The sequence below is a fragment of the Rikenella sp. genome (assembly GCF_056799795.1).
In genome coordinates, this window is sequence record NZ_JBQIQO010000032.1 from 1 (window position 1) to 26,823 (window position 26,823).

Genomic DNA, 26,823 nt, shown 5'->3' on the forward strand with positions numbered 1-26,823 from the left:
CGAACCTTGGTTCGTGGCCGGGCGCTCCATGGTCGCAAAAGAGCGGCGGCGGTTACAGCCGCTTCCGGAGTGTTTCTCCCTCGGCTTCGTAGCCCGGCTTGCCGAGCAAGGCGAACATGTTCTTCTTGTAGGCCTCCACCCCCGGCTGGTCGAACGGGTTCACGCCCAGCGCATAGCCGCTGATCCCGCACGCCTTTTCGAACATATAGAGCAGCGCCCCGATCGTGCGGGCGTCGATGCGCGGCAGCTCGACGACGATATTGGGCACCCCGCCGTCCACATGGGCCAGCATCGTCCCGAGGATCGCCATCCCGTTCACCTCGCCGATGCGTTTGCCCGCCAGGAAGTTCAGCCCGTCCAGGTTCTCCTTGTCGGCTTCGATCCGGAACGTGTGCGCCGGTTCCGCCACCCGGATCACCGTTTCGAACATCGTCCGCTCGCCCTGCTGGATATACTGCCCCATCGAGTGCAAGTCCGCCGTCAGGGTCACCGAGGCCGGGAAGATCCCCTTGCCCTCTTTTCCTTCGCTCTCGCCGTAGAGCTGTTTCCACCACTCGCCGATGTTTTGCAGCTTCGGTTCGTACGAAGCGAGGATTTCGATCTTCTTTCCGGCCCGATACAGAGCCGTCCGCGCCGCCGCATACTGCATCGCCGGATTTTCGTCGAACGACGCCTCGGCCGTCAACTTCTCCATCTCCGCAGCCCCCGCCACCAACCCGCGCACATCGACCCCTGCCACCGCTAATGGCAGCAATCCCACCGGCGTCAGCACCGAGAACCGTCCCCCCACGTTGTCCGGAATCACGAAGGTGCGATACCCCTCCGTATCCGCCAGTTTGCGCAGCGCCCCCTTCGATTCGTCGGTCACGGCCACGATGCGCCGCGCCGCATGCTCCTTGCCGTACCGCCGTTCGATTTCGTCACGGATAATCCGGAAGGCGATCGCCGGCTCGGTGGTCGTCCCCGATTTCGAGATGACGATCGCCGCGATGTCATAATTTTTGGTCGCCTCCATCAGCTCCCACGTGTAGTCCTCGCTGATGTTCTGCCCGGCGAAGAGCACACGCGGATTCACCCCTTTCTTAGGGGTCGCGAGGCTGTCGAACGAGCCGCTCAACGCCTCCAGCACCGCCTTGGCCCCCAGATAGGAGCCCCCGATCCCGATCGCGATGATCAGGTCGGCTTCGTTCCGCAATACATTCGCTGCCTCCTGAATCTCATCGAGTTGTGCCGGGGTGATCGACGACGGCAGGTTCACCCACCCCAGAAAGTCGTTCCCCTTTCCCTCGCCGCTGTGCAGCAGGGCGTTGCCCTGTTCGATCTCCGGCCGCAGGGCGGCGATGTCCGTAGCGGTCACCGCAGAGGCCGGTTCGAAAATCTTGTCGATGCGTACGTTTACACTTTTCATAGTCTGTGCGTTATTTGAGTTGATCCAAAATACTCCCGATCTCCGTCCTCGGCGCGCGCCGTTCGTAGAGGATACTGTACACCGCCTCGGCGATCGGCATCTCGATGCCGAACCGCGACCGCAGCCGGTGGATGCAGTCGGCGGCGTAGTATCCCTCGGCCACCATGTTCATCTCCATCTGGGCGTTCCGCACCGAGTATCCCTTGCCGATCATCACGCCGAACGTCCGGTTGCGGCTGAACTGCGAGTAGCAGGTGACGAGCAGGTCGCCCAGGTAAGCCGACCGGCAGATATCCCGCTCGGCGGCGAAAGTCCCGCCGAGGAAGCGTTCCATCTCCATCGCCGCGTTCGAGATCAACACGGCCAGAAAGTTGTCTCCGTAGCCCAGTCCGTGGGCGATGCCCACCGCGATGGCGTAGATGTTCTTGAGCACCGCCGCGTATTCGGCGCCGTAGATGTCGGTCGAGGTGGAGATGCGGATGTGTTCGCAGGCGAATTTCTCTCCGAGCCGCTCCGCCACGTCCGGCTCTTTGCAGACCAGGGTCAGGTAGGACAAGCGTTCGAGAGCGACCTCTTCGGCGTGGCACGGCCCGGTGACGATCCCGATGCGGTCGAACGGCACGCCGTATCGCTGGTTGAACCACTCGGCGACGGTCAGGTAGCCGTCGGGCACGATCCCTTTGATGGCCGAGACGATGAATTTTCCTTTCAGGGCGTCCGGTGCGAGCGGCGCGACGGTGAGTTCCAGAAAGGCGGAGGGCACGGCGAAGATAATAACGTCCGCTTCCCGCACGACGGCAGCGACGTCGTCGCCGATGGCGAGTCTGTCGCTGCGGAAGTGTATTTGGCTGAGGTATTTAGGGTTGTTTCCGTGCTTACGGAGGTGTTCTGCGACTTCCGGGTTGCGCACGTGCCACCGGACGTCGTTCCCGTTTTCGAGGAGTATCTTGACGATGGCTGTGGCCCAGCTGCCGTATCCGACGACGGCGCAGCGGGGGTCTCTGTGTATGGGGGTGGGTGACATCGAAATAGTTTGACAGGGTAAAGATAATAAACTTTAATGCGTTTCATGGTTTTTTGCTGCATTTTTGATATTTTATATTATATTGTTTTTGCAATACAATTGCAAAAACAATCGGAGCTATTGGCTGTGGATCAGTGTGGAATCATTATTATTATCTTTGTATGTTAATTGTACCTGATTGGGAATTGAAAAATTGTGTGTGCTGGTGTGTTGCATGCAAATAATTGTACCATGGTGGATTTTATGAGGTGATTGTAGGGTGTTGTTTTTGTATTTATTGCAATGGAATCCGACAGGCAGACGGTGATAAGAGGGGTGTTTTTGTGGGTCGGACGCCTTCTTTATTACCCCTATCCCGTCGTGTTCGGTCTGTCGCTCATTTGTCTTTCGTTTAAGCGGGTCGGAGCCTGCGGGGTTTAGGGTAGAGGCTGGCAGTAAAAGACGCTGCGCGTCCCTCCGCTGCGGGAGGCTTAGGCCTGCGCGACCCTAAAGGGTCGCAACAATTCCGGCACCAGCACCACCCAATGTCTGTCACGTTCGGGCTGCGGCGTCCGGCCCGGGCATCACAGATGCCCCGCCGCAGGCCCGGCGACCCTTGGGGTCGCAAGAGCACGGCTTCTTTGCTGTGAGGTTCGTCCTCGGCGAGGGCGACGCTTTAGCGGCGCGTGGGGGGCGCGCCGAGGACGGCGATTCCTCAAGGAATCGCGCTACTCGCTCTCGGCCCAAAGCACAGTCAACAAGTTCAGCCCCAAACTCGCCCCAATTCTCCGCCCCGTGTGTGCCTCACTGCGGCTCCGCTGTCGCTCCGCCGCGTTTGCCGTCGCCCGCTGGGATTTCATCTCGATTTTGCTGTCGCAAAATGAGCGAAATCCCTTTTTACGCGGGCGGGCGACGGTTTTCGCATGCTGTTCTCTGTTCCGCGCGGTCGAGCTTCGAGCCGGACAGAACTGCCCTGCGCGGGCGGCGTCCGGGTGACCCCGGCGGGACGGAGCGATACTGCGTATCGCTTAATCAACTCAGCCCAACTCTTCGTTCGCGCGCCTGGGGAAATCCTGCCAAAACGCACAAGTGCATTTTGACGATTTCCCTTTTAAGGCGTCGGCGCGCGTCGATTTGAGGGTACTGTTCTCGTTGGCTTCGCCTTCCTCCTCGCCGCTCGGCAATTTGCAAACTGCGTTTGCATTGCGCTCGCTGGCAGCGTCGGTTGTGAACAAAGAGAACCAGAAAAACTTTCGACGGATGCTTCGCATCCTCCAGCTGCCGACGGCCCAATAAAACGCCCGATGGCAGCCTCGGCTCAGTCCCTTAGCTGGCGCCCTGTGCGGAGGTCGGAAAAAGACGAAAATTCCTGCCTTCTTCCCCTCTCCGACTGAACGACAAACAAATAAATGTCGTATCTTTGTACCTTAAAACAAACAACAACTTACGACAGTGAAAAAAATCAAAGGCGCGCTGATTTCCGTCTTCTATAAGGACGGGTTGGCAGAGATCGTTCGCGAGTTAGATAAGCACGGCGTGAAGATATATTCGACCGGCGGGACACAGACCTTTATCGAAGAACTGGGTGTCAAGGCCCATGCCGTCGAGGATCTGACCGGTTATCCGTCGATACTCGGCGGGCGGGTCAAGACCCTCCATCCGAAAGTCTTCGGCGGGATTCTCTCCCGCAGGGATAACGAGACCGATATTCAGCAGGTCGCACAGTATGAAATTCCCGAGATCGACCTCGTGATCGTCGACCTCTATCCGTTCGAACAGACCGTGGCCACGCCGGGAGCGACCGAACAGCAGATTATTGAGAAGATCGACATCGGCGGTATCTCGCTCATTCGCGCCGCAGCTAAGAATTTCAAGGACGTCGCGATTGTGCCGAGTGTGGCGCAGTACGGCTATATCCTCGACCTGATCACCAAACAGGACGGCGCTACGACGTTGGAGCAGCGCAGGCATTTGGCGGCAGAGGCGTTCAACGTGAGCTCGCACTACGACACCGCGATTTTCAACTACTTCAACCGTATCGAAGGGATTCCGGCATTCAAACAGAGCTTTACGGAACAGAAAGCCACCCACTTGCGGTACGGCGAAAATCCGCATCAGGCGGCGACATTCTACGGAGATCTGTCCGAACGGTTCGAACAGCTGCACGGCAAGGAGATCTCCTATAATAATATGCTCGACATGGATGCCGCGGTGAACCTCATCGGCGAATTCGCCAATGACTCTTCCGACGCTGCATTCGTGATCATGAAGCACAACAACGCCTGCGGGGTGGCGGTAAGGCCTACGTTGGTCGAGGCGTGGAAAGATGCGCTGGCCGGCGATCCGGTATCGGCGTTCGGTGGAGTGTTGATTACCAACCGGGTAGTCGATAAGGCTACGGCTGAAAAAATCAACGAAATCTTCTTCGAAGTCATTATGGCGCCGGGGTATGAACCGGAGGCGCTGGCCATTCTCGAAACCAAGAAAAACCGGATTATTCTCAAAACCAAGGCTGAGGTCGGGACAGGTGGTTGCTGTGCCTGCGGACGGCAGTTCCGGTCGCTGCTCGGCGGGGTCGCCGTACAGGAGCGGGATGCGAAGGTAGGGGGGCTGGATTCCGAGGCTAAACAGGTGACGGCCAAAGGAATTACCGATGCGGAATTGAAAGACCTGATCTTCGCCAACAAAATTGTGAAACACTCGAAATCCAATGCGATCGTTTTGGCCAAAAGCGGCATGCTGCTCGCCAGCGGCATCGGGCAGACCTCGCGGGTCGATGCCTTGAAACAGGCCATTGCCAAAGCGAAGTCGTTCGGGTTCGACCTGCGGGGTGCGGTGCTCGCTTCGGACGCCTTCTTCCCGTTCGCCGACTGCGCCGAGATCGCTCATGGCGAAGGGATCGATACGATCATTCAGCCCGGCGGCTCGGTGCGCGACCAGGAGACCATCGACTATTGCAACGCCAATGGGATGGCCATGGTATTCACCGGATTGCGCCACTTCAAACACTAAACCGCCTCATGGGACTCTTTTCATTCCTCACCCAGGAGTTGGCCATGGACCTCGGGACGGCCAACACCATTATTATTTATAACGACAAGATCGTCGTCGACGAGCCCTCGATCGTCGCGCTCGACCAGCATGCCAACCAGCCGGTGGCCATCGGGAATCAGGCCCGGCAGATGCACGGGAAGACGCACCAGGATATCAAGACTATCCGGCCGTTGCGGGACGGGGTGATCGCCGACTTTACGGCTGCCGAGATGATGATCCGCGGGATGATCAAGATGATCAAGTCGCGGAACAAGATGTTCAGTCCGTCGCTCCGGATGGTGATCTGCATCCCGAGCGGTTCGACCAACGTCGAGATTCGTGCCGTGCGCGACTCGGCGGAGCATGCGGGGGGGCGCGAAGTCTATATGATCTACGAACCGATGGCGGCAGCGTTGGGGATGGGACTCGACGTCGAGGCGCCGGAGGGACACATGGTCGTCGACATCGGAGGGGGGACGGCCGAAGTGGCTGTGATATCCCTGGGCGGTATTGTGTGCAACGAGTCGATCAACGTGGCGGGAGATGTTTTCACGGAGGACATCCAAACCTACATGCGGCAGCAGCACAACATCAAGATCGGCGAGCGGACGGCCGAAGAGATTAAGATTGCGGTGGGGGCTGCGATCGACAATCTGGACAATCCGCCGGACGACCACATCGTGCGGGGGCCGAACATCATCACCTCGTTGCCGCTGGAGATTCCGGTGTCGTACAAGGAGGTGGCGCATGCGCTGGATAAGTCGTTGATGAAGGTCGACGCGGCGATTATGAAGGTGCTCGAAAAGATTCCGCCGGAGTTGTATTCGGATATCGTGAAGAACGGGATCTACCTTGCTGGTGGGGGGGCTTTGCTGCGGGGTTTGGACAAACGGCTGTTTCAAAAGACGCGGATACCGTTCCACGTTTCGGAAGACCCGTTGCGTGCGGTGGCGCGGGGGACGGGGATCGCGCTGAAGAACATCGGTCGTTTCTCTTTCCTGATGCGGTAGGGCGCAGGGGGTAGAGGCTGCTAGTGGAAATGCTCACGCATTTCCCGTTCACGGGACGTGGGGCCTGCGCGGCCTAAGCGCAGTTTTGGCGGGCGCGCGAACAGAGATTAGGGCCGTCGGCAGCTTTAGGATGCGTCAGCATCCGTCTAAAGTTTTTTTGTTCTTTTTGTTCACAAAAAGAACAGTTCCAGCCGGGGCAATGACCAGATCGCGCGCCACGCCTAAAGGAGCGATTCAACTATTTCGGCGGTTAGCCGAATATAGATGAATCGCGCAGGCGCGCACCAAGAACTGGGCCGAACAGGTTAAGCGATACGTAGTATCGCTCCGTCCCGCCGGTGCGCCCATCGGGCGTTTTGTTAGGGTTGTCTTTGCTTTACTAACCGACCGCCGCCCGCGCAGGGCAGTTTTAGGCGGGTCAAAGCTCTTCCGCGCGCGATCGCTGAAGTAGGAAATCATTCAAAGCGTCTTGCGCTTTGAATAAGATTTCCGTCAGCGCGCGGAACAGAGAACTGCGTGCGAAAACCGTCGCCCGTCCGCTTAAATGGCATATTCTGCCGGTTGGCACTTGGCCAATCCGGCAAGAATTGCCGCGGGCGACGGCAGTGGCGGAGCGAAAGCGGAGCCGCAGTGAGGCTGACACGGGGCGGAGAACTGGGGGAGTACTTTGGGCCGAGAGCGAATAGCGCGATTCGTAGAATCGCCGTCCTCGGTGAGAGCGACGCATCAGCGGCGCTTGGGGGGCGCGCCGAGGACGAATGCCACAGAATGGGGCTGTGCTTTTGCGGCTCTTTGAGCCGCGCAGTTCGCCGCCACCCCATGCGACGGACTGCAACTCGGCGGAGCTCGTTGCGCTTTTGCTGGCGGCGAACAGCATCAACAAGGCGCGTCGAAGACGCATTTGAAAAAACGGGGCAAACTTTGAGTGATGGGTTGGGCTGACTTCTTGCGGTTTGAAGAACCGCGCGAGCCGAACGCCTCCCACCGGGCGGCTCGCAACACGCCGCTCCGCTTCGAGAGTTGCCGTTCCTCCCGGGCGTCCGACTCGCTTTGGGTTGAGATTGCCATCTTTCGAGTGCCGAGCGGCACCGTTTATTCCGAGAGGCAACGCAACGGAATACCGTGGCCGACACGTCCTGTGAAACCGGGATCGAGCCAGGTCATGTGGAAATCCAAACGCATGCCACCGGCACTGTCGGCTTTTGAAGCCCAACAAAATCCCCCGTTGCCGACGCTCGTCGGATTGCCATGAGCAATCTCGCGGTAGCCCGGGGCGGGTAGGGAGCGAAAACCATTGAATCCGTTCCCGCCTCTCTGCCCGAAGAGTGCCGAAACAAACACTTCTTCGACCGCAAATAAAGGCCGCCCCTGATTTCCGACAGGCTTCGGCCGACACGATAAAAACGAACCCGAGTTGCTGAAATTACTCCTTTTCCTCAAACGGATCTACTACGTCCTCTTGTTTATCGCCCTCGAAGCGATAGCCATCGGCGTATTCCTGCACAGCAACCTCTACCAGAAAGCCCGCATCGCCGGAGCTTCCGACCGGCTCGTCAGCGGCATCTACGACAAACTCGCCGACATCGGCGAATACTTCAGCCTGCGCGCCGAGAACCGGCGGCTGCTCGACGAAATCGCCCGGCTGAGGAGCCTGCCCCAGCCCGTCACGCCCGTATTGGGACACACCGCAGCCGACGATTCCATTCCCGTCGCCGAACTCCTCCAACAGTATCGCTATCAGCCCGCCCGCGTCATCCGGAACAGCATCAGCAAACGCGAAAACTACATCACCATCGACCGCGGAACCGTCGATGGCGTCGAACCCGAGATGGCCCTGATCGCCGACGACGGAATCGTCGGATACGTCGTGCGCTGCTCCGACCACTTCTCCGTTGCCGTCTCCATTCTCAACACTCGGGATTTCCGCACCAGCGGACGGATACAGGGGAGCGACTTCTTCGGCTCCATCTATTGGGACGGGCTCAACCACCGCGAAGTCATCCTCGACGAGATTCCCAAATACGCCGACATGGAGGTCGGCGACACCGTCGTGACCACCAACTATTCGTATATCTTTCCGCCCGACCAGCCCATCGGCACCGTCGAGAGCTTCGAGATGGTCAACGGGACATTCTATAAAGTCCGCGTGCGGCTCTTTACCGACCTCGCACGGCTTCGCCGCGTCTACGCCGTGCACTACCTCGAGCAGGAAGAGCGGCGCGCCCTGGAGAGCACCGTCGGGAATGCCGAGACCGGCATCAGCGACCAGACCGCAGCCTCGGTGGCCGGAAGCGGCGGCAATAACTTCGGCATTTCGGACGGAACAGAAGAAGGAGGTCGACCATGATCCGGTTTTTGGAATACACCGCAATTTTCCTGCTCCTGCTCATTCTTCAGGAGTTCGTCTTCGACAACATCAACCTCGGCGGCGTGGTGAACCCGTACATCTACATCATGTTCATCATCCTCCTGCCGTTAGATACGCCGGGATGGCTCTTGCTGATGCTCGGCTTCGGGAGCGGAGCCGCCGTGGACTTCATGTCCGGGACGGCAGGGTTGCAGACCATCGCATCCACCTGGCTCGCATTCGTGCGACCGACCGTCGTCGGGCTTTTTCTCGGCAAAGAACTCGTTTACGAAGGAGGGATACCGACCGCGGGGCGCGTCGGGACATCCCGTTTTCTGCGCTATGTCACCGCCCTCGTCCTGCTCTTCAACCTTCCGTTTTTTATCCTCGAAGATCCTTCGGGAGCGGTGTGGATGATCGCCCTCCGTATCGTGCTCAGCTCGATATTCAGCATCGGAATCATATACTTTTTGCACCTCCCGCTCGTTCGTACCGCAGTGAAAGCCTGATTCCCCCTCCTTTAGTTTGCAGCGAAAGTCCATGAATATCCCCTCCAGACGCCAACAGATACTCTACCTCGGCCTCTTTCTCGTCGTGCTCGTTCTCGTCGGCCGCCTCTTTTGGATCCAGGTCGTGGACAGCTCCTACAAAGAGTACGCCCGGAACAACGCCATGCGCTACATGGTGCAGTACCCCTCGCGCGGCGAAGTCTACGACCGGAACGGCGAATTCCTCGTCCAGAGTACCGAATCCTACGACCTGATGGTCATTCCGCGTGACGTCGAACCCTTCGACACCGTTTTCCTCGCCGAGACCTTGGGCGTCACCGTCGAAGATATCCGCAAAGCCCTCGACAAAGCCCGGCGGTACTCCAAGCGGCGCCCCTCGATGATCTTCAAACAGCTCCCCAAAGAGGTGAAATTCAAACTCGACGAACGCCACCTCGTCGGTTTCTATACCCAATACCGCACCTCGCGCACCTACCCCCGGAAGATCGCCGGCAACCTCCTCGGCTACATCAACGAAGTCGATGAAGCCACCATCAAACGCGACCCCTATTACCGCATGGGCGACTACATCGGCAAGAGCGGCATCGAGAAGTCCTACGAGCAGTACCTGCGCGGGAAAAAAGGGGTGAAAGTCGAACTCGTCGACGTCTACGGCATGCCCAAAGGATCGTATGCCGACGGGCGTTACGACACCCTTCCGGTGCCGGGCGAGGCGATCACCTGCACCATCGACGCCGACCTGCAACAGCTCGCCGAAGAGCTCATGGCGGGTAAAATCGGCTCCGTGGTGGCCATCGAGCCCGCCACCGGCGAGATACTCGTCATGGCCAGCTCCCCCTCCTACGACCCCGACAAACTCGTCGGGCGCGATTTGGGGAACAACTACATGGAACTCCTGCGGAATCCGCGGCATCCGCTTTTCAACCGCGCCGTGATGTCCCGCTACCCGCCCGGCTCCACCTTCAAGGCGGTGACCGGCCTGATCGGGCTCGAAGAGGGCGTCTCGCGGCCCGAAGACTACCACCCGTGCAGCGGCGGATATACCGTCGGACGCGGCGTGAAGTGCCATACCCACTACTCGCCGATGAACCTCGTGCAGGCCACCGCCAATTCGTGCAACGCCTACTTCTGCTACGTCTTCCGCGACATCCTCGACAATCGCCAGTACGGCGGCGTCGCCAAGGGCGGATTCGACATGTGGTACGACTATGTGCGGAGCTTCGGTTTCGGGCGCAAACTCGAATCCGACTTCTGGGACGAACTCGCCGGCTACGTGCCGACCAAAGAGTTCTACGACCGGCGGTATCGCAGCCGGTGGAACTCGCTCACCGTCATCTCGCTCGCCATCGGACAGGGCGAGCTCGGGGTCACCCCCTTGCAGCTCGCCAACCTCGGCGCCACGATTGCCAACCGGGGATACTACTACATTCCGCACGTGGTGAAGAAGATCGCCGGCCACGACTCCATCGACGCCCGGTTCTACCGGAAAAACTACACGAAAGTCAATCCGAAATACTTCGAACCCATCGTCGAAGGGATGTGGGAAGGGGTGAACGTCGCCGGAACCGGCGGACGCGCCAGCGTGCCCGGGCTGAACATCTGCGGCAAGACCGGCACCGCCCAGAACCCGAACGGGGCCGACCACTCGACCTTTCTGTGCTTCGCGCCGCGATACGACCCCAAGATCGTCGTTTCGGTCTACGTCGAGCACGGCGGTTTCGGCGGTTCGGCCGCCGCCCCCATCGCCAGCCTGCTGATCGAGCAATACCTCACCGACACCATCCGGCGCCCCGAGCTCGTCCGGCAGATGAAAGAGATGACCATAGCTTATCCCATGTATGACAAACGCGGCAAATAGACTCATCTTCGGCTCCGACCGGGCCGCTGCTCACAAAGGCGGCGGACGGCTCTTTGCCGCCGACATCGACTGGTGGACGGTGGCCATCTACGTCGTGATGGTCTTCTTCGGCTGGCTCAACATCTTCGCCGCCGTCTACGACGAGGAGCACGCCGGGATTTTCGACCTCTCACAGCGCTACGGCATGCAGATGCTCTGGATCGGCATCAGCTTCTTTCTGGCCATCTCCATCCTGCTGATCGACGGCAAATACTGGCACATGCTCGCCTATCCGCTCTATTTTTTCATGTTGGGCGTGATGCTCTTCGTGCTGCTCTTCGGGCACGAGAGTCATGGGGCGCAGTCGTGGCTCTCGATCGGCTCCGTCAGGATACAGCCCGCCGAGTTCATGAAATTCGTCACCGCATTGGCCTTGGCCCGGTATATGAGCGCCTACAACTTCGACCTGCGAACCGGGAAAGCGATCTATTACATCGGGTTGATTATCGGGATTCCCGTTCTGCTGATTCTGGCCCAGAATGACACCGGGTCGGCCATGGTCTTCGCCGCCTTCTTCCTGATGCTCTACCGCGAAGGGTTCGGCACCGCGCTCTATGTGGTGGCCCTGATGTTCGTATTCCTTTTCGTCATCTCCTTCCTGCTCGAACCGCTGCCCATTCTCTTCGTCGTCTTCTTCCTCTGTTTGGCGGCACAGGGGCTCGTGAACCGAAACTGGCGCGACAGCGCGCGCTATGCCGCGCTGGTGCTGCTGCTCGGGACGGTCGTCTTCGGCATCGGGACGCTGGTCGGCGCGCACCTGTCGCTCTTCGCTTCGATGCTCACCGGAGCCGTCCTCTCCTTGCCTTGGCTCGTGCGGTACGGCATCCGGCACCACATGACCAACCTCTGGAAATACGTCGTCTTCTTCGCCGGGGCCGTCGTTTTCACCGGGCTGGTGGACTACGTTTTTGACAACATCCTCCAGCTGCACCAGCAGAAGCGGATCCTCGACCTGCTCGGTATCGAGAACGACCCGCACGGGTGGAGCTACAACGTGATCCAGTCCAAGATCGCCATCGGTTCCGGCGGATTCGCCGGCAAGGGCTTTCTGGGCGGGACGCAGACCCGTTTCAGCTTCGTGCCGGAGCAGAGCACCGACTTCATCTTCTGTACCGTGGGCGAGGAGTGGGGATTCATCGGGTCGCTGTTCGTCGTGACCCTCTTTTTCGCCTTGATTCTGCGGCTGATGCACATGGGCGAACGACAGAAAGAGCCTTTCGGCCGGATCTATTGCTATTCGGTGGCGGCGATCGTCTTCACCCACTTCGCCATCAACATCGGGATGACCGTCGGCCTCTTTCCGGTGGTCGGGATTCCGCTCCCGTTCTTCAGCTATGGGGGCTCGTCGTTGATGGCCTTCACCATCCTGCTCTTCGTCGCTTTGCGGCTCGACGCGTCGCAGTACGAGGAGAGCGCGCGGAAATTGCTGTAAGACTCAGCGATTCTTCTCCGCTTTGGCCAGCTCCCGCTGCCGGGTGCGGCACCACGACGCGATGCCGCACGTCGCGCACTTCGGCGCGCGCGCCGTGCAGACATACCGGCCGTGCAGGATCAGCCAGTGGTGCGCCCGGCCGAGCAGCTTCTCCGGAATGTGCCGCACCAGCGCCCGCTCCGTCTGCAACGGGTTCTTCGATCCGGTCGTCAGCCCGATCCGCTCCGCCACCCGGAACACATGCGTGTCCACCGCCATCGCCGGTTTGTCGTAGACGATCGAGACGATGACGTTGGCCGTCTTGCGTCCCACCCCTTGCAGGGTGGTGAGCTCCTCGACAGTGTCCGGCACCCGTCCTCCGTAGACCTCCTCCAACCGTTGCGCCATCGCCACTAAGTGTTCCGACTTCGACCGGGGGTAGGAGACCGACCGGATGTATTCGAACACCTCGTCCGAGGTCGCTCCGGCCAGCTCGTGCGCCGTGGGGAAACGTTCGAAGAGCGCCGGCGTCACGAGGTTGACCCGCTTGTCGGTGCACTGCGCCGAGAGCATCACGGCGACCAGCAGCTCGTACGGCGACCGGTAGTGCAGTTCGGTGTCGTCGTCGGGCCGGTTTTCGGCGAACCAGGCGATGATGCCCGCAAATCTCTCTTTGACAGTCATAAACAGGGGGGATTAGGGTTGCTGACAGACGACAAAGTTAGCGAAATCGCTCTTTCGGGAGAGGCCGCCGGGCCGAAAAATCAGTAAACCGCTTCGAAAATTCCGGCGGCCTCCGCCACTTCGTTATCTTTAATTATCTTTGCTTTCGACCATACCGAAATCGATTCTTATGAAAAAGAGCCTTTTTCTTTTGCTCGCCCTTTTCGGGCTGTGTGCGGCCCACGGCATGCGGCGACAGAGCGTTTCGCTCGACCGCGGATGGACCTATACCCCCAGCTGGGAGATGAACGCCGCCGCTGCCGCCCGGCCCGTCGATCTGCCCCATACGTGGAACACCGACCTGCTCGGCGGCAAACCCGACTACTATCGCGGGCTCGGGAACTACGTCAAAGTGATCGAAATTCCCGCCGGATGGAACGGGCGGAGGCTTTTTCTGCGCTTCGGCGGCGCCAACTCCGTCTGCGACCTCTTCGTGAACGGCAAACATGTGGGGCAGCACCGCGGCGGGTACACCGCTTTTGCCTGGGAGATTACCCCGCTCGTGCGCTTCGGCGGGCGCAACACCTTGTGGGTGAGGGTCAATAATGCCCCCGACCTCGACGTCGCGCCGCTGACCGGCGACCTCAATGTCTACGGCGGTCTGTATCGCAGCGTCGAGCTGATTTCGACTCCCGCGACGCACATCGCCCTCGACGATTACGGGTCGAGCGGGCTTTACATCACCCCCACTCGGGTTTCTGCCGAGCGGGCCGAGGTGAATGCCCTTGCGGCGGTGCGAGGGCGGAGCGGCGAGATGACGACCGCCGTCTTCACGGTGCGCGACGGCGAGGGGAATGTCGTCGAGACGTTGAACCGGCGCGTGAAACTCGATCAGGAGGGGCGCAGCGAGGTGGGCGTCTCGTTCGCGATTGACCATCCGCACTTGTGGAACGGTACGGAAGATCCCTATCTCTATACCTTGGAGGCGCGTGTGAGCAGCTCGGCGGGGACGCAGGATACGGTGTGCCAGGCGTTCGGCGTGCGGTGGTTCAACGTGGGCGACGACAATCGGTTCTACCTGAACGGCAAACCGTTGCGAATTCAGGGGGTTTGTCGTGTGGAGGACTGGGACGGCATCGGGAATGCGCTGCGGCGGCAGAACCATTGGCGCGATGTCGAACTGATGCGCGAGATGGGGGTGAATGCCGTTCGGTGCGCCTATTTTCCGAACGATCCGTATTTTCTCGACCTGTGCGATCGGGCCGGGATTCTGGTTTGGAGCGACCTGCCGCTAGTCGGCGCGGGGGGCTATAGGTACAAGGGATTCAACGATAGCGAGGGGTTTCGGGCGAACCTGCTGCAACAGCTGCGCGAGATGATGCGGCAGCAGTACAACCACCCGTCGGTCATCTGGTGGGGGCTGTTCGATCAGCTGACCCAGCGGGGGGCCGATCCGATCGGGGTGGTGCGCGAGTTGAACCGGGTGGCGAAAGAGGAGGGCGGCGGTCGGTTGACGGTGGCGGCGAGCAATCAGGACGGCGAGTTGAACTTCGTGACGGATTTGATCGGGTTCAATCAGTTTTTGGGTTGGAAATCGGGTCAGCCTCAGGATTTTGCCATTTGGACGCGCGATTTGCGGCGCGGGTTTCCGACGCTCCGGAGCGGCGTGAGCGAGTACGGCGCGGGGGCGAGCATCTATCAGTGGGCCGATAGCCTCAGTCGTCCGGACGCGGCGGGGAGCTGGCATCCGGAGCAGTGGCAGACGTGGTTGCACGAGAATTATTGGGGGGTGATCGCGTCGCGTCCGAACTTCTGGGGGACTTTCGTCTGGACGATGTTCGATTACGGGGCGGCGCATCGCACGGACGGCGCACGACCGGGGGTGGCGGATTACGGGTTGGTGACTTTCGACCGGCGGGTGCGGAAGGATGCTTTTTACTTTTACAAGGCGAACTGGAATGCTTCGGAGTCGTTCGTTCATCTGGCGGACAGCCGTGTCGAGGAGCGGTTCTCGCGGGTGCAGGCGGTGCGGGTCTTCTCGAACGCGAGCGATGTGGAGCTTTTTGTCAATGGGGTTTCTCAGGGGTTGAGGTCGAACGACGGTTTGGGAAGGTTTCAGTGGACGAGGGTGACGTTGCGACCGGGTGAGAATCTTTTGGAGGCGGTTGATCCGTTGTCGGGGGCTCGGGACAGCAGTGTGTGGGTGGTCGGCAGCCGGATTCAGCTGCCGGGTATCGAGTCTGCGGGCGGTCCGGAGGTGATTTCGGCATCGGGCGCCCGTTTGCAGCGTTCGCGGCAGTAGCGGGCTGAGTATTGGGCCGAGGCTGTCCATTCCGAGTGCCGGGAGGCACCGCCCGCCCGGCGTAAGGGCAGTCCCCTCCTGTAGAACAGCCGCGCGCCACGCTTAAAGAAGCGATTCAACTATTTCGGTTTACGCCGAAATAGTTGAATCGCGCAGGCGCGCGAAAAAAGAGTGGTGCGCAAAAATTCCGTCACACGCCCGCTTAAAGAGGGATTTCACTCGTTTTGCGTTAGCAAAATCGAGATGAAATCCCAGCGGGCGACGTTTAGGAGTAGATACGCCCATCTTTCGGGTGCCGAGTGGTACCGGCGGAGCGAAAGCGGAGCCGCAGTGAGGCGGATACGGGGCATTGCTTTGGGCTGTGCTTCTGCGACCCTTTGGGTCGCGCGGGCCGGCCGCCTGCCCACGGGCGGCCCGCAACACGCCGCTCCGCGTCGATAGTTGCGAGACCTCCCGGGCGTCCATCCGCAAAGTCAAATTAAATAGGGTAGAGGCTGCCGGTTATTTAGGCCGAGGCGGCCAGTAAGACGCCCTGTGGGCGCGTTTATTCCGAGAGGCAACGCAACTGAAGACCGTTGGCACGACCGTTTGGGTAGCTCGGCTGAACCACGTTCATTACGAAACGTAAATAAATGCCGTATGAGTCGACCACCGAGCTTGACCAGTTGTAACCATTGTTGCCGATGCCGCCCGACTTACCTGTCGTGATATCGCGGAAGCCCGGGGCGGCGCTTGGTTTTCGAAAACTCCCCAACCGCCTCTTCCTACTCGCCACTACCTCAAGTCGGAGCACCTCGCCCGCGCCCGTTTGTCGAACCGTTAAACAAAGATCGCCTCGCCGATACGCCGAAAAAACGGTTTTTTACCCTATCTTTGTGAACCACAAACCGAAACCCTATGGCCAAGACCGAAGAACAGCAGGCGGGAACCGAGAAAAAATACGTCCTCACCCCTTTGATGAAGCAATACTACTCCATCAAAGACCAGCATCCCGACGCCATTCTGCTCTTCCGCGCCGGCGACTTCTACGAGACCTTCGGGCCCGACGCCATCATCGCCAGCAAGATACTCGGCATCACCCTTACCAAACGCGCCAACGGATCCGCCGCCAGCGTCGAACTCGCCGGCTTTCCGTACCACGCCCTGGACGTCTATTTGCCTAAGCTCGTGCGGGCCGGCCAGCGCGTCGCCGTCTGCGAACAGCTCGAAGACCCCAAACAGGCCAAAGGGATCGTCAAACGCGGCGTCACGGAGCTCGTGACCCCCGGTATCACCTTCGACGACAATATCTTAGACCATAAGGAGAATACCTACCTCGCCGCCGTTTCGCTCGGGCCGAAGGGCAGGGCAGGCGTCGCCTTCATCGACATTTCCACCGGCGAATTTTACGCCGCCGAAGGAGCCTACGACTACATCGACAAGCTCTTGGCCAACCTCATGCCCAAGGAGGTCATTTTCAAAAAAGGCGACGAAAACGACTTCCGGCAGGCCTTCGGCGACCGGTACTACACCTATAAACTCGACGAGTGGGCCTTCAACTACGACAGCAACCGCGAGAAGCTCCTCAAACAGTTCGACACCACCTCTCTGAAAGGGTTCGGGATCGACCTCCTGCCTCTGGCCGTGAGCGCCGCAGGGGCCGTGATCTACTACCTCGAATACACCGAACACAAAGACCTGAGCCATGTGCGGGGGATTTCCAGACTCGATCAGGACAAATACGTCTGGATCGACCGCTTCTCGATCCGCAACCTCGAACTCTTCCACCCGCTGAGCGAGAACGGCACCTCGCTCACCGACGTCATCGACCAGACACTCTCGCCGATGGGAGCGCGGCTCTTGCGACGGTGGATATCGCTGCCGCTCAAGGACAAAGCGGCCATCGACACCCGGTTGGAAGTGGTCAGCCACCTGATGCGCGACGCCAAGTTGCGGGATGAGTTGGGGGCCGAACTCACCGATATCGGCGACATGGAGCGAATCGTTTCGAAACTCGCCGTCGGACGCGTCAATCCGCGCGAACTCGTACAACTGGCCAAAGGGTTGGCTGCCGCTGAGCGGATACGGACGCTCTGCGCCGAGAGCCCGAACGCCGAGCTGCGCAAATTCGCCGAACGCTTTGCCGACTGCTCCTCGGCGCGGACAGCGATCGAACAGTGCATCCTCGCCGAACCGGCTTTGATTCCGGGGCGCGGGCCGGTGATCGCTTACGGCGTGCACGACGAGTTGGACCAGTTGCGCGAGATCGCCACCGGCGGGAAAGACTACCTCCTCGCCTTGCAGCAGCGCGAGAGCGAAGCCGTCGGTATTCCGCTTAAAATCAGCTACAACAACGTTTTCGGCTACTACATCGAAGTCCGCAACGCCCATCGCGACAAGGTGCCCGAGGGGTGGATCCGGAAACAGACCTTAGTGAACGCCGAACGCTATATTACTGAGGAGCTCAAGGAGTACGAAGAGAAAATTCTGGGGGCCGAGGACAAGATCAACGCCATCGAAGTGCGCTTGTACGGCGAACTCGTTTCGGTTTTGCAGCCCCATGTGGCGATGATTCAGGGGAATGCCATGGCTGTGGCCGAACTCGACTGTCTCCAGTCCTTCGCTCACGACGCCATCGAGCACAACTACTGTCGGCCGGAGATTACCGAAGACGACGTGCTGGAGATCAAAGACGGGCGGCATCCGGTGATCGAACAACGGCTGCCCATCGGCGAACCGTACATCCCGAACGACCTCTATTTGGACGCTTCGTCGCAGCAGATTATCATTATCACGGGGCCCAATATGGCCGGTAAATCGGCGCTGTTGCGGCAGACCGCCCTGATCGTTCTGCTCGCTCAGATCGGATGTTTCGTGCCGGCCTCTTCGGCCCGGATCGGGCTGGTCGACCGGATTTTCACGCGAGTGGGGGCATCCGACAATATTTCGCAGGGGGAATCGACCTTTATGGTCGAGATGCTGGAGTCGGCCAACATCCTGAACAACATCTCGGGCCGAAGCCTCGTGTTGCTGGACGAGATCGGGCGCGGGACAAGCACCTACGACGGGATTTCGATTGCGTGGGCGATGGTCGAATACCTCCATGAACATCCGGCGGGGCGGGCCAAGACGCTCTTTGCGACCCACTACCACGAGTTGAACGAGATGGAGGTGCGGTTCGAGCGGATCAAGAACTTCAACGTCCAGGTGCGGGAGGTGGACAAACGGGTGATTTTCCTTCGGAAGCTGGTTCCGGGCGGTACGGAGCATTCGTTCGGGATCCATGTGGCGAAGATGGCGGGGATGCCTCCGCGGGTGATCGACCGGGCCAAGACGGTGTTGGAGGACTTGGAGCGGCAGCGGCGCAACGGTTCTTCGGCTCATGATGCGTCGGATGGCGGTGGCTCGGCTTTGTCGGCCGATTCGCCGGATACGACCGCTGTGTCGGCTGCATCTTCTCCCACGCCTTCTGTGTCTTCGAGCGAGAAGTCGATGCAGTTGAGTTTCTTCCAGCTGGATGACCCGGTGTTGAAAGATATCCGGGATCAGATCAAGGATTTGGACATCAACTCGCTGACCCCTATCGAGGCGCTCAACAAGCTGCATGAGATCAAGAAGTTGAGCGGTTTGTAGGGGTGAGCAGGGCCGGCTGTGGCGCAGCTTGTTTGTGTTCTGCGGGTAGACCCAGCCATAGCATCCCGTAGGGATGCGCTCTAAGGTTTTTTCGGTTCCTTTTGTTCACAACCGCCGCTGCCAGCGAGGGCAATGCAAACGCAGTTTGCGAATTGCCGAGCGGCGAGGAGAAAGGCGAAGCCAAAAGGAACAGTTCGAGCCGGGGTAATGACCATCCGCGCGTGAACGAAGAACGGGGGTAGAGGCTGCCATAGCGAAACGTAGTTTCGCCCGTCCACGGGACGTGGGGCCCGCGCGGCCCGAGCGCAGTACCCTCAAACTAACGCGCGCCCCGCCTAAAGAAGCGATTCAGCTATTTCGGCGGTGAGCCGAAATAGCTGAATCGCCCAGGCGCGCGAAAAAGCGGCGGAGCGAAAGCGGAGCCGCAGTGAAGGCGGACACGGGGCGGAGAACTGGGCTGTGCTTGTTTTCGCGCCGCGTTGGGCCGAGCTGTTGGTCGTGCCTTTGCGGTTCGTAGAACCGCCGGGCCTGCGCGCTGGGCCTTTGGCCCCCCCCGGAGCGCGCAGCCCGAACCCAACAGAATGGGGCGAGTTTTGAGCTGCGAATTGTGCTGAATCTTTGGGTTAATTTGTTGGCCGAGCTTCTGCGGCTCGCAGAGCCGCGCAGTTCGCCGCCACCCCACGCGGCGTACTGCAACTCGTCGGGGCTCGTTGCATTCACCGCTGGCGGCAAATTGCTTTAACAAGACGCGCCGAGGACGAATGCCACAGAATTGGGCCGATTTTCTGCGACCCAACGGGTCGCGCGGGCCGCAGCCTCCCGCCGCGGAGGCCCGCAACTGACGTTGCCGTGGGCCCCGCAGGCTTCGGCCGCCAATGTCAAACAAAAAAGGTAGGGTAGAGGCTGCCAGTCGTTAGGGTAGCTCCAGCCCATTGCCCCCCGCGGGCCCGCGGCGTTTATTCTGAGAGGCAGCGCAACAGAAAACCGCGGGCACGAGTATCCGAAGTCCCCGAGTAGAGACTCTGGACATTGAAATTCAAATCCATGCCATTGGTACCGCCAACCGTAGAAGCCCAGTTGAATCCGTAGTTGCCCACATAGTTCAGCATACCCGACGCGTGATGGCGGAAGCCCGGGGCGGTCTTCCGTTAGAGCAACTCGTACCGCTGGTTGCGCAGAGCCGGCGTGAAGCCCGCCGCACGGATCGCCTCCTGCATCCGCTCGGCATCGATCGTCGTTCGCCCCTCGAATCCCGTCGCGCTCACCACATTCTCCTCGATCATGATCGAACCCATGTCGTTCGCCCCCCCGTGCAACGCCATCTGGCCCGCCGCCAGACCCGTCGTCAGCCACGACGCCTGAATGTTCGGGATGTTGTGCAGCACCAGCCGGCTGACAGCGATCATGCGTAGAAACTCCGCCGTCTCCGCCCCTCCCGAAAGCCCCGTCTCCGCCTCCAGCGCCGTTCCCCGTCCTTGGTACGGCCACGCGATGAACGACAGAAAACCCGGTGCCGAATCCGGTTTCAGAGATTGTAAATCCCTGATTTTTAAGAGATGCAGTATGCGATGCTCCGGTCGCTCCACATGGCCGTACATCATCGTCGCCGACGTGCAGAGCCCCATTCGGTGCGCCACCCGCATCACTTCCAGCCACGTGTCCGCCGAGCACTTTCCCGGCGAGATGCGGCGGCGGATCTCGTTGTCTAAAATCTCCGCCCCAGCCCCCGGCAGCGAGTCCAATCCCGCCGTCACGAGCCGTTCCAGAACCGTCCGATACCCCTCGGCATCGCTGCCGAAGCCCGAAATACGTGCGATATGCGCGATTTCGGGCGGCCCCAGCGCATGCAGTTTGACATTCGGAAACTCGCTCTTGAGCGCAGAGAACAGCTCCTCGTACCACGCCAGATCGAGCTTCGGGTGCAGCCCGCCCTGCAATAGCAGCTGTTCGCCCCTCAGTGCCAGCATCTCCCGGATCTTCCGGCGGTACTCCTCCATCGACGTTACGTACGCCCGCTCCCGATCGGCCAGTCGGCAGTGGAAACTACAGAACTTGCACCCGCTCACGCAGACATTCGTGATGTTCACATTGCGGTCGATCTGCCACGTCACCCTCTCTCCCGGATGGAGCCGACGACGAACCGCGTCCGCCGCAGTCATCAATTCGGCCAGCGGCGCATCGTTCCACAGGGCCATCGCTTCGGCGAACGTGAGCGGCGTCCCGTCCAGCGCACGGTGATAAATGTCAGTGAGTGAGGTCATGTCGCAGAGAAATTTTCGTGCGACAAAGATAATATCCCGCTCGCCGGAAAGCAACCGCGCCCGTCGGACAGTGCGTTTCGACGAAACAAAATTTTGGAAAACCCGACGAAAAGGGTTACCTTTGTTCTGTTGTTCGTCTCCGCTTGGTGCGGAGGCCGAACGTTGTCGGCGCCGTAGCTTAATTGAATAGAGCATCTGACTACGGATCAGAAGGTTACAGGTTTGAGTCCTGTCGGCGTCACTTATTTCGAAATTGGGGCGAAGGTTCGCCCCTTTTTTTGTGCAGAGGGGTGAGAAGATTTGGTGTTCTGTCTGAAAAATCGTATCTTTAGGGAGGATCACTCAACTGTTTCAGAGATGAAAATCATAGGATTTTATGCCGATAGCTTCGAAGCTTCGCTGGTGCAGGGACAGCTGGCGAATGCGGGCATTCAGGCTTGTTTGCTCAACGAATACGTCAATGAGGTGATGCCTTGGGGTTCGGATTCGGATCGGGCGGTACGCGTGGGGGTGGCCGACGAGGACTATGCGGCTGCGATGGCCGTGCTGGCGCCGGAGGGGAGCGAAGAGGCGGAGGCTGCGGTGCCGAAAGCGTGTCCGTTCTGCGGTTCGGAACAGGTCTCGCTGGGGCTCAGAGGGCCGAAACGGTGGCGGAAAATTTTGTGGACGGCATTGGCGGCGCTGACCATGTCGCCTCCGGGGAAGGTGCGGGCGAATTACTACTGCCGGGAGTGCCGCCGGGAGTTCTGAACAGAGGGATTTTTGGTCGCGGCGGGCTGTGATTCCCGCACAACGCGCCGGGAATCGCAGGAGGTCAGCAGCCGGATGTATCGCTCTTCGTCGATGACTCGCCCGGTCAGTATGTCGGCAATCAGTTGCCGGTACAGGCCTGTCGCTTTTTCCGCCTCGTGGCTTCGGGGCGAGTGGAGCGTCAGCGTCCAGAGGTCGTATCCCACGACGCTGCGGAAGGTGATCTGTTCGCCGTCGAAAACCATCTCCGGATATTCGCTGCCCACATACCGGTCGATCATGTGGGTCGTGTATTCATAAATCTGTTTTGCCAGCGCCTCGCCGATGGGCACTTTTTTCGCCTCGATCCGATATCGGTCGGGAGCTTCGGCCCGAATGCGCCGGATCATGGTGCGATTGTGTCGCAAAGAGCTGTCGATCAGTGTGCTGTCTCTGAATTGTTCCGCCGAAAAGCTCATGAGCGGGAACGCTTTCGTTAATTCGTCTTCCACCTCTCTGTAATTCGTCACCTGCTTGGCCTCCAGCATCCAGTTGCCGGTCGAGTCTCGGTAGAGGCGGAGTCCCGAACTCCCTTCGAACGACGGAGCGACGAAAAATTCGACCGGGGCGTTGAAATCGCCGAAAAAGCGTTTCTCCAGCTCGCTTTTGGAGTCGAAGTTGTACATTCCGTGCACCGACCCGTCCGGCTCGATGACGCGCACGGAGTTGGCGTAGTTGTTTTCGATGCGTTTCAGGAAACGGCCTCCGTTTTGCTGTGCTTCGGCCGCCTCGTGTGCGGCGAGCAGCATGGAGGCGAGCAGGAGGAGTCGTTTTTTCATATCGGTGGTCGAGTCGGAGTTTCTTCCCGAAGATAGGTTATTTTTACGGATTTCTGCAATTTTCCGGATAATAGAAAAGGAGAGGGGGCGATGTGCACAATGTGTCACATCGCCCCCTCTCCTTTGGGTTATTATAGAGGCATGGGCGAGAAACCCATGCCTCTATGTCGATTATTTCCCCTCTTTCAATGCCGCGTGAGCCGCTGCGAGCCGTGCGATCGGCACCCGGAACGGAGAGCACGATACGTAATTGAGCCCTGCATAGTGGCAGAACTCTACCGAGCTCGGTTCGCCGCCGTGTTCGCCGCAGATCCCGCACTTCAAGCCTTCGCGCACCCCGCGACCCTTGAACACCGCTTCGCGGATCAGCTGGCCGACGCCCTTGACGTCCAGAATCTGGAACGGGTCTTGTTTCAAGATCCCCTTCTTCAGGTATTCCGGCAGGAACTTGCTGATGTCGTCGCGCGAGAAACCGAGCGTCATCTGGGTCAGGTCGTTGGTACCGAACGAGAAGAATTGAGCCACTTCGGCGATTTCATTGGCCGTAACCGCCGCACGCGGAACTTCGATCATCGTACCGATCATGTAGTCGATCTTGTCGTTGCGTTCGGCGAACACTTCGTTGGCCGTTGCGTCGATGACCTTCTTCTGGTATTTGAGCTCTTTGTGGTTCCCCACGAGCGGCACCATGATTTCGACGTGTACCGGAATCCCTTTCTTCTTCACGTTCATGGCCGCTTCGATAATCGCGCGGGTCTGCATTTCGGTGATTTCCGGATAGGTGTTCCCCAACCGGCAGCCGCGGTGCCCCAGCATCGGGTTGAACTCAGCCAGCGCTTCGACCTTTTCGCGGATCGTTTCGTAGCTGACGCCCATTTCGGCAGCCATCTCGCGCTGTTCTTTTTCGAAGTGGGGTACGAATTCGTGCAACGGCGGGTCGAGCAACCGAACGGTCACCGGGTTGCCTTCCATCACTTCGAACAGCCCTTCGAAGTCGCCGCGCTGAATCGGCAGCAGTTTGGCCAGTGCCTTGCGCCGTCCTTCTTCGTCGTCGGCGAGGATCATTTCGCGGACTGCCTTGATCCGATCCCCTTCGAAGAACATGTGTTCGGTGCGGCAGAGACCGATCCCCTGTGCCCCGAACGCGAATGCCTGTTTCGCGTCGCGCGGCGAGTCGGCATTGGCCCGCACCTGCAAACGTGCATATTTGCTGGCCAAGTCCATCAACTTGCCGAAGTCGCCCGACAGGTCAGCCGCCTGCGTAGCCACTTTGCCTTCGTAAACTTCACCCGTCGAGCCGTTCAGCGAGATCCAGTCGCCTTCTTTCAAGACCGTCCCGTCGATGGTCATCGTCCGAGCTTTGTAGTCCACCTGAATAGCCCCCGCACCGGAAACGCAGCATTTCCCCATCCCTCTGGCAACCACAGCGGCATGAGAAGTCATCCCCCCGCGTGCAGTGAGAATCCCGTTCGCGGCGTTCATCCCTTTCAGGTCTTCCGGCGAGGTTTCGATACGGACAAGAATGGTCTCCTTGCCCTGTTCTTTCCACGCTTCGGCGTCGTCGGCGAAGAAGACGATCTGGCCGGTGGCAGCCCCCGGCGATGCCGGCAGCCCTTTGGTCAGCACTTTGGCCGATTTCACCGCAGTTTTGTCGAACACCGGGTGCAGCAGCTCGTCGAGCTTGGCGGGTTCCACCCGCAGCACGGCGGTCTTTTCGTCGATCAACCCTTCTGCGAGCATCTCCATCGCCATCCGTACCATCGCTTCGCCGGTACGTTTCCCCGACCGGGTCTGGAGCATCCACAGTTTACCGTCCTGGATGGTAAACTCGATGTCCTGCATGTCGGTGAAGTAGGTTTCGAGGTGGTTCTGGATGTCGTTCAGCTCTTTGTAAACCGTCGGCATCACCTCTTCGAGGGAGGGGTATTTCGCTTTCCGTTCCTCTTCACTGATCCCCTGCAAGGCTGCCCATCTTCTGGAGCCTTCGATGGTGATCTGCTGCGGAGTCCGAATCCCTGCTACCACGTCTTCCCCCTGTGCATTCACCAGGTATTCGCCGTTGAAGATGTTTTCGCCGGTCGCCGCGTCGCGGGTGAAGGCTACGCCCGTCGCCGAGTTGTCGCCCATGTTCCCGAAGACCATGGCCTGTACGTTGACCGCGGTCCCCCATTCCGACGGGTATTTGTGCATCTGGCGGTAGAGGATGGCGCGTTCGTTCATCCAGCTTTCGAACACGGCGCAGATGGCGCCCCAGAGCTGTTCCCACGGATCGGCCGGGAAGTCCTTGCCGGTCTGTGCCTTAACCGCAGCTTTGAACCGGGTCACCATCTCTTTCAGGTCGTCGGTGGTGAGCTCGGTGTCGTTCTGTACCCCGCGTTTCGCTTTGATTTCGTCGATGATGACTTCGAACGGGTCGTGGTCTTCCTTGGATTCGGGTTTCATCCCGAGCACCACGTCGCCGTACATCTGCACGAACCGGCGGTACGAGTCCCAGGCGAACCGGGCATTTCCGCTTCGTTTGGCCACCGCTTCGACCGCCTGGTCGTTCATCCCGAGGTTGAGGATGGTGTCCATCATCCCCGGCATCGAAACGCGCGCGCCCGACCGAACCGACATCAGCAGCGGGTTGGTAGCCGATCCGAATTCCATGCCCATCTGGCTTTCGACCTCTTTCATGGCCTTTTCGACGTCGGGTTTGATCATGGCGATCACGCCTTCTTTCCCGTGCGTATAGAATTCGGTACAAACTTCGGTGGTGATGGTGAAGCCCGCCGGCACCGGAATGCCGATGAGGTTCATCTCGGCGAGGTTGGCCCCCTTGCCGCCGAGCAGTTCTTTCATCTTGCCGTTTCCTTCGGCCTTTTTGTTACCGAACGAATAAACGCGTTTTACGTTAGACATGTGTGTGTTGATTTATGAATGAATTGTTTGTAAATCAGGTGATTTGGCGCTGTGTCTGCCTGCGTGCGGGCGCGTCTGTTCGGCAAATATACTGTATTTTTCGGGAATTTCATACGGGCGGGCGGTTTCTTGCCGGGCGGGCTCTCCGGGGGGCGCGGGCCGGGACTTCGGCGGTCGGTTGTTCGAGTGCCGCGCGTCCCCGCCCCGGGCTGTCGCTATCGGGGGACGGGCGCGCTGAACGGCGTCGGCAACTACGGTTACAGCTGGGCTTCCACGGTCATCGGTACCAATGGCATGTACTTGCATTTCCACGTGACGTACCTCAATCTCAGCGACGCGTACTGCCGTGTCTACGGTTTTCAGTTGCGCTGCCTCTCGGAATAAACGGGGAAGAGGCGGCCTTAGCGATGCGCAAGCATCGCCCGTCCTGCCGGGGTCACCCGGCCGCCGCCCGCGCAGGGCAGTTCTATCCGGGGCAAAGCTCGACCCGCGCGCCACGCCTTAACGGGGAAATCGTCAAAATGTGCTGGCACGTTTTGACAAGATTTCCCAAAGGCGCGCGGGAAAAGAAAGCCCCGCCCCGGGCTTCCGCCATGGTGCCTCGGGCGTGTTGGGCGATATCGGAGGCAACAGCTATAGCTGGTCTTCTGCGGTCAGTAAAATCAATGCTACTTATTTTTATTTCAGCATGATCCAGCTGACTCCGAGCAATGCGGCATACCGCACCTACGGTTTTCAGTTGCGTTGCCTCTCGGAATAAACGGAGACAAACCCCGCCCCGGGTTTCCGCAATCGGAATACGGGTGTTCTGACGGGCGTCGGCGGCAGCGGGTACAGTTGGTCTTCCGCTCTTAGCAGGACTAACGGCGTGTTCTTGTGGTTCCACTCGCAGGATCTC

General features: G+C 59.6%; 19 protein-coding genes and 1 tRNA gene. 12 read left to right on the forward strand and 8 right to left on the reverse strand.

What is annotated here, in order from left to right; genetic code table 11:
- Positions 1–52: 52 nt before the first annotated feature.
- Positions 53–1,408 (reverse strand): glucose-6-phosphate isomerase, encoded by a 1,356-nt coding sequence (locus tag ACTO3O_RS07845; protein ID WP_297831645.1) that lies wholly within the window; start codon positions 1,406–1,408, stop codon positions 53–55.
- A gap of 10 nt (positions 1,409–1,418) precedes the next feature.
- Positions 1,419–2,432 carry an NAD(P)H-dependent glycerol-3-phosphate dehydrogenase gene (locus ACTO3O_RS07850; RefSeq protein ID WP_297831642.1) on the reverse strand — a complete coding sequence of 338 codons (1,014 nt, stop codon included), beginning with the start codon at positions 2,430–2,432 and terminating at the stop codon, positions 1,419–1,421.
- A gap of 1,431 nt (positions 2,433–3,863) precedes the next feature.
- Here ACTO3O_RS07850 and purH point away from each other — a divergent pair.
- The 6 genes from purH (at position 3,864) to rodA (ending at position 12,639) form a co-directional block, all read left to right on the forward strand.
- Entirely contained in the window at positions 3,864–5,423 is a 1,560-nt protein-coding gene (purH, locus tag ACTO3O_RS07855) for a bifunctional phosphoribosylaminoimidazolecarboxamide formyltransferase/IMP cyclohydrolase (RefSeq protein WP_297832830.1), read from the forward strand.
- A gap of 8 nt (positions 5,424–5,431) precedes the next feature.
- Positions 5,432–6,454 carry a rod shape-determining protein gene (locus ACTO3O_RS07860; RefSeq protein WP_294593487.1) on the forward strand — a complete coding sequence of 341 codons (1,023 nt, stop codon included), beginning with the start codon at positions 5,432–5,434 and terminating at the stop codon, positions 6,452–6,454.
- Between the two features lie 1,414 nt (positions 6,455–7,868).
- The gene (gene mreC, locus ACTO3O_RS07865; protein WP_297831296.1) at positions 7,869–8,801 is read left to right on the forward strand and encodes a rod shape-determining protein MreC; all 933 of its coding nucleotides are present in this window, start codon (positions 7,869–7,871) and stop codon (positions 8,799–8,801) included.
- Positions 8,798–9,310, forward strand: coding sequence for a rod shape-determining protein MreD (locus ACTO3O_RS07870; protein ID WP_297831299.1), 513 nt, complete (start codon positions 8,798–8,800; stop codon positions 9,308–9,310). Before mreC ends, ACTO3O_RS07870 begins: the two co-directional genes overlap by 4 nt.
- 31 nt (positions 9,311–9,341) lie before the next feature.
- Positions 9,342–11,168, forward strand: coding sequence for a penicillin-binding protein 2 (gene mrdA, locus ACTO3O_RS07875; RefSeq protein WP_297628632.1), 1,827 nt, complete (start codon positions 9,342–9,344; stop codon positions 11,166–11,168).
- A complete protein-coding gene (gene rodA, locus ACTO3O_RS07880) occupies positions 11,149–12,639 on the forward strand; it encodes a rod shape-determining protein RodA (protein WP_297831302.1) in 1,491 nt (496 codons plus the stop codon). The genes mrdA and rodA overlap by 20 nt, the downstream gene beginning before the upstream one ends.
- A gap of 3 nt (positions 12,640–12,642) precedes the next feature.
- On the opposite strand, the gene nth is transcribed toward rodA, so the two are convergent.
- Complete coding sequence (gene nth / locus ACTO3O_RS07885; RefSeq protein WP_297831307.1) at positions 12,643–13,302, reverse strand: endonuclease III; 660 nt, start codon at positions 13,300–13,302, stop codon at positions 12,643–12,645.
- Between the two features lie 169 nt (positions 13,303–13,471).
- Here nth and ACTO3O_RS07890 point away from each other — a divergent pair, with 169 nt between their 5' ends.
- Positions 13,472–15,583, forward strand: coding sequence for a glycoside hydrolase family 2 protein (locus ACTO3O_RS07890; RefSeq protein WP_297831310.1), 2,112 nt, complete (start codon positions 13,472–13,474; stop codon positions 15,581–15,583).
- Between the two features lie 544 nt (positions 15,584–16,127).
- On the opposite strand, the gene ACTO3O_RS07895 is transcribed toward ACTO3O_RS07890, so the two are convergent.
- Entirely contained in the window at positions 16,128–16,337 is a 210-nt protein-coding gene (locus ACTO3O_RS07895; protein ID WP_297831313.1) for a hypothetical protein, read from the reverse strand.
- A 143-nt stretch (positions 16,338–16,480) separates the two neighbouring features.
- On the opposite strand from ACTO3O_RS07895, the gene mutS reads away from it, so the two are divergent.
- Positions 16,481–19,195, forward strand: coding sequence for a DNA mismatch repair protein MutS (mutS, locus tag ACTO3O_RS07900; RefSeq protein WP_297831316.1), 2,715 nt, complete (start codon positions 16,481–16,483; stop codon positions 19,193–19,195).
- A gap of 956 nt (positions 19,196–20,151) precedes the next feature.
- Here the strand turns inward: mutS and ACTO3O_RS07905 are convergent.
- Both ACTO3O_RS07905 and ACTO3O_RS07910 read right to left on the reverse strand, forming a co-directional pair.
- On the reverse strand, positions 20,152–20,304 hold the full coding sequence (locus ACTO3O_RS07905; protein WP_297832370.1) for a hypothetical protein: 153 nt from the start codon (positions 20,302–20,304) through the stop codon (positions 20,152–20,154).
- A 39-nt stretch (positions 20,305–20,343) separates the two neighbouring features.
- Complete coding sequence (locus ACTO3O_RS07910; RefSeq protein ID WP_297832365.1) at positions 20,344–21,456, reverse strand: CofH family radical SAM protein; 1,113 nt, start codon at positions 21,454–21,456, stop codon at positions 20,344–20,346.
- Between the two features lie 167 nt (positions 21,457–21,623).
- Here ACTO3O_RS07910 and ACTO3O_RS07915 point away from each other — a divergent pair.
- Positions 21,624–21,697 (forward strand) — tRNA-Arg (locus tag ACTO3O_RS07915).
- Positions 21,698–21,813: 116 nt separating this feature from the next.
- Positions 21,814–22,206: a putative signal transducing protein gene (locus tag ACTO3O_RS07920; protein ID WP_294593689.1), complete on the forward strand. Its 393-nt coding sequence runs from the start codon at positions 21,814–21,816 to the stop codon at positions 22,204–22,206.
- On the opposite strand, the gene ACTO3O_RS07925 is transcribed toward ACTO3O_RS07920, so the two are convergent.
- Positions 22,176–23,024 carry a hypothetical protein gene (locus ACTO3O_RS07925; protein ID WP_297832363.1) on the reverse strand — a complete coding sequence of 283 codons (849 nt, stop codon included), beginning with the start codon at positions 23,022–23,024 and terminating at the stop codon, positions 22,176–22,178. The two genes, ACTO3O_RS07920 and ACTO3O_RS07925, sit on opposite strands and share 31 nt — an antisense overlap.
- A 171-nt stretch (positions 23,025–23,195) precedes the next feature.
- Positions 23,196–25,925, reverse strand: coding sequence for a pyruvate, phosphate dikinase (gene ppdK, locus ACTO3O_RS07930; RefSeq protein WP_297832361.1), 2,730 nt, complete (start codon positions 25,923–25,925; stop codon positions 23,196–23,198).
- A 186-nt stretch (positions 25,926–26,111) separates the two neighbouring features.
- Between ppdK and ACTO3O_RS07935 the strand changes: the two genes are divergently transcribed.
- Both ACTO3O_RS07935 and ACTO3O_RS07940 read left to right on the forward strand, forming a co-directional pair.
- A complete protein-coding gene (locus tag ACTO3O_RS07935) occupies positions 26,112–26,309 on the forward strand; it encodes a hypothetical protein (RefSeq protein WP_297832359.1) in 198 nt (65 codons plus the stop codon).
- 226 nt (positions 26,310–26,535) lie between these two features.
- A complete protein-coding gene (locus ACTO3O_RS07940) occupies positions 26,536–26,685 on the forward strand; it encodes a hypothetical protein (protein WP_298080967.1) in 150 nt (49 codons plus the stop codon).
- The last annotated feature ends 138 nt before the right edge of the window (positions 26,686–26,823 follow it).

What these genes read in the sequence shown, in the direction of transcription:
- ACTO3O_RS07845 (WP_297831645.1), bottom strand. Translation starts at nt 1,408, where the DNA reads ATGAAAAGTGTAAACGTACGCATCGACAAGATTTTCGAACCGGCCTCT.
- ACTO3O_RS07850 (WP_297831642.1), bottom strand. Translation starts at nt 2,432, where the DNA reads ATGTCACCCACCCCCATACACAGAGACCCCCGCTGCGCCGTCGTCGGA.
- ACTO3O_RS07860 (WP_294593487.1), top strand. Translation starts at nt 5,432, where the DNA reads ATGGGACTCTTTTCATTCCTCACCCAGGAGTTGGCCATGGACCTCGGG.
- ACTO3O_RS07870 (WP_297831299.1), top strand. Translation starts at nt 8,798, where the DNA reads ATGATCCGGTTTTTGGAATACACCGCAATTTTCCTGCTCCTGCTCATT.
- mrdA (WP_297628632.1), top strand. Translation starts at nt 9,342, where the DNA reads ATGAATATCCCCTCCAGACGCCAACAGATACTCTACCTCGGCCTCTTT.
- rodA (WP_297831302.1), top strand. Translation starts at nt 11,149, where the DNA reads ATGACAAACGCGGCAAATAGACTCATCTTCGGCTCCGACCGGGCCGCT.
- nth (WP_297831307.1), bottom strand. Translation starts at nt 13,302, where the DNA reads ATGACTGTCAAAGAGAGATTTGCGGGCATCATCGCCTGGTTCGCCGAA.
- ACTO3O_RS07890 (WP_297831310.1), top strand. Translation starts at nt 13,472, where the DNA reads ATGAAAAAGAGCCTTTTTCTTTTGCTCGCCCTTTTCGGGCTGTGTGCG.
- mutS (WP_297831316.1), top strand. Translation starts at nt 16,481, where the DNA reads ATGGCCAAGACCGAAGAACAGCAGGCGGGAACCGAGAAAAAATACGTC.
- ACTO3O_RS07905 (WP_297832370.1), bottom strand. Translation starts at nt 20,304, where the DNA reads ATGCTGAACTATGTGGGCAACTACGGATTCAACTGGGCTTCTACGGTT.
- ACTO3O_RS07910 (WP_297832365.1), bottom strand. Translation starts at nt 21,456, where the DNA reads ATGACCTCACTCACTGACATTTATCACCGTGCGCTGGACGGGACGCCG.
- ACTO3O_RS07920 (WP_294593689.1), top strand. Translation starts at nt 21,814, where the DNA reads ATGAAAATCATAGGATTTTATGCCGATAGCTTCGAAGCTTCGCTGGTG.
- ACTO3O_RS07925 (WP_297832363.1), bottom strand. Translation starts at nt 23,024, where the DNA reads ATGAAAAAACGACTCCTCCTGCTCGCCTCCATGCTGCTCGCCGCACAC.
- ppdK (WP_297832361.1), bottom strand. Translation starts at nt 25,925, where the DNA reads ATGTCTAACGTAAAACGCGTTTATTCGTTCGGTAACAAAAAGGCCGAA.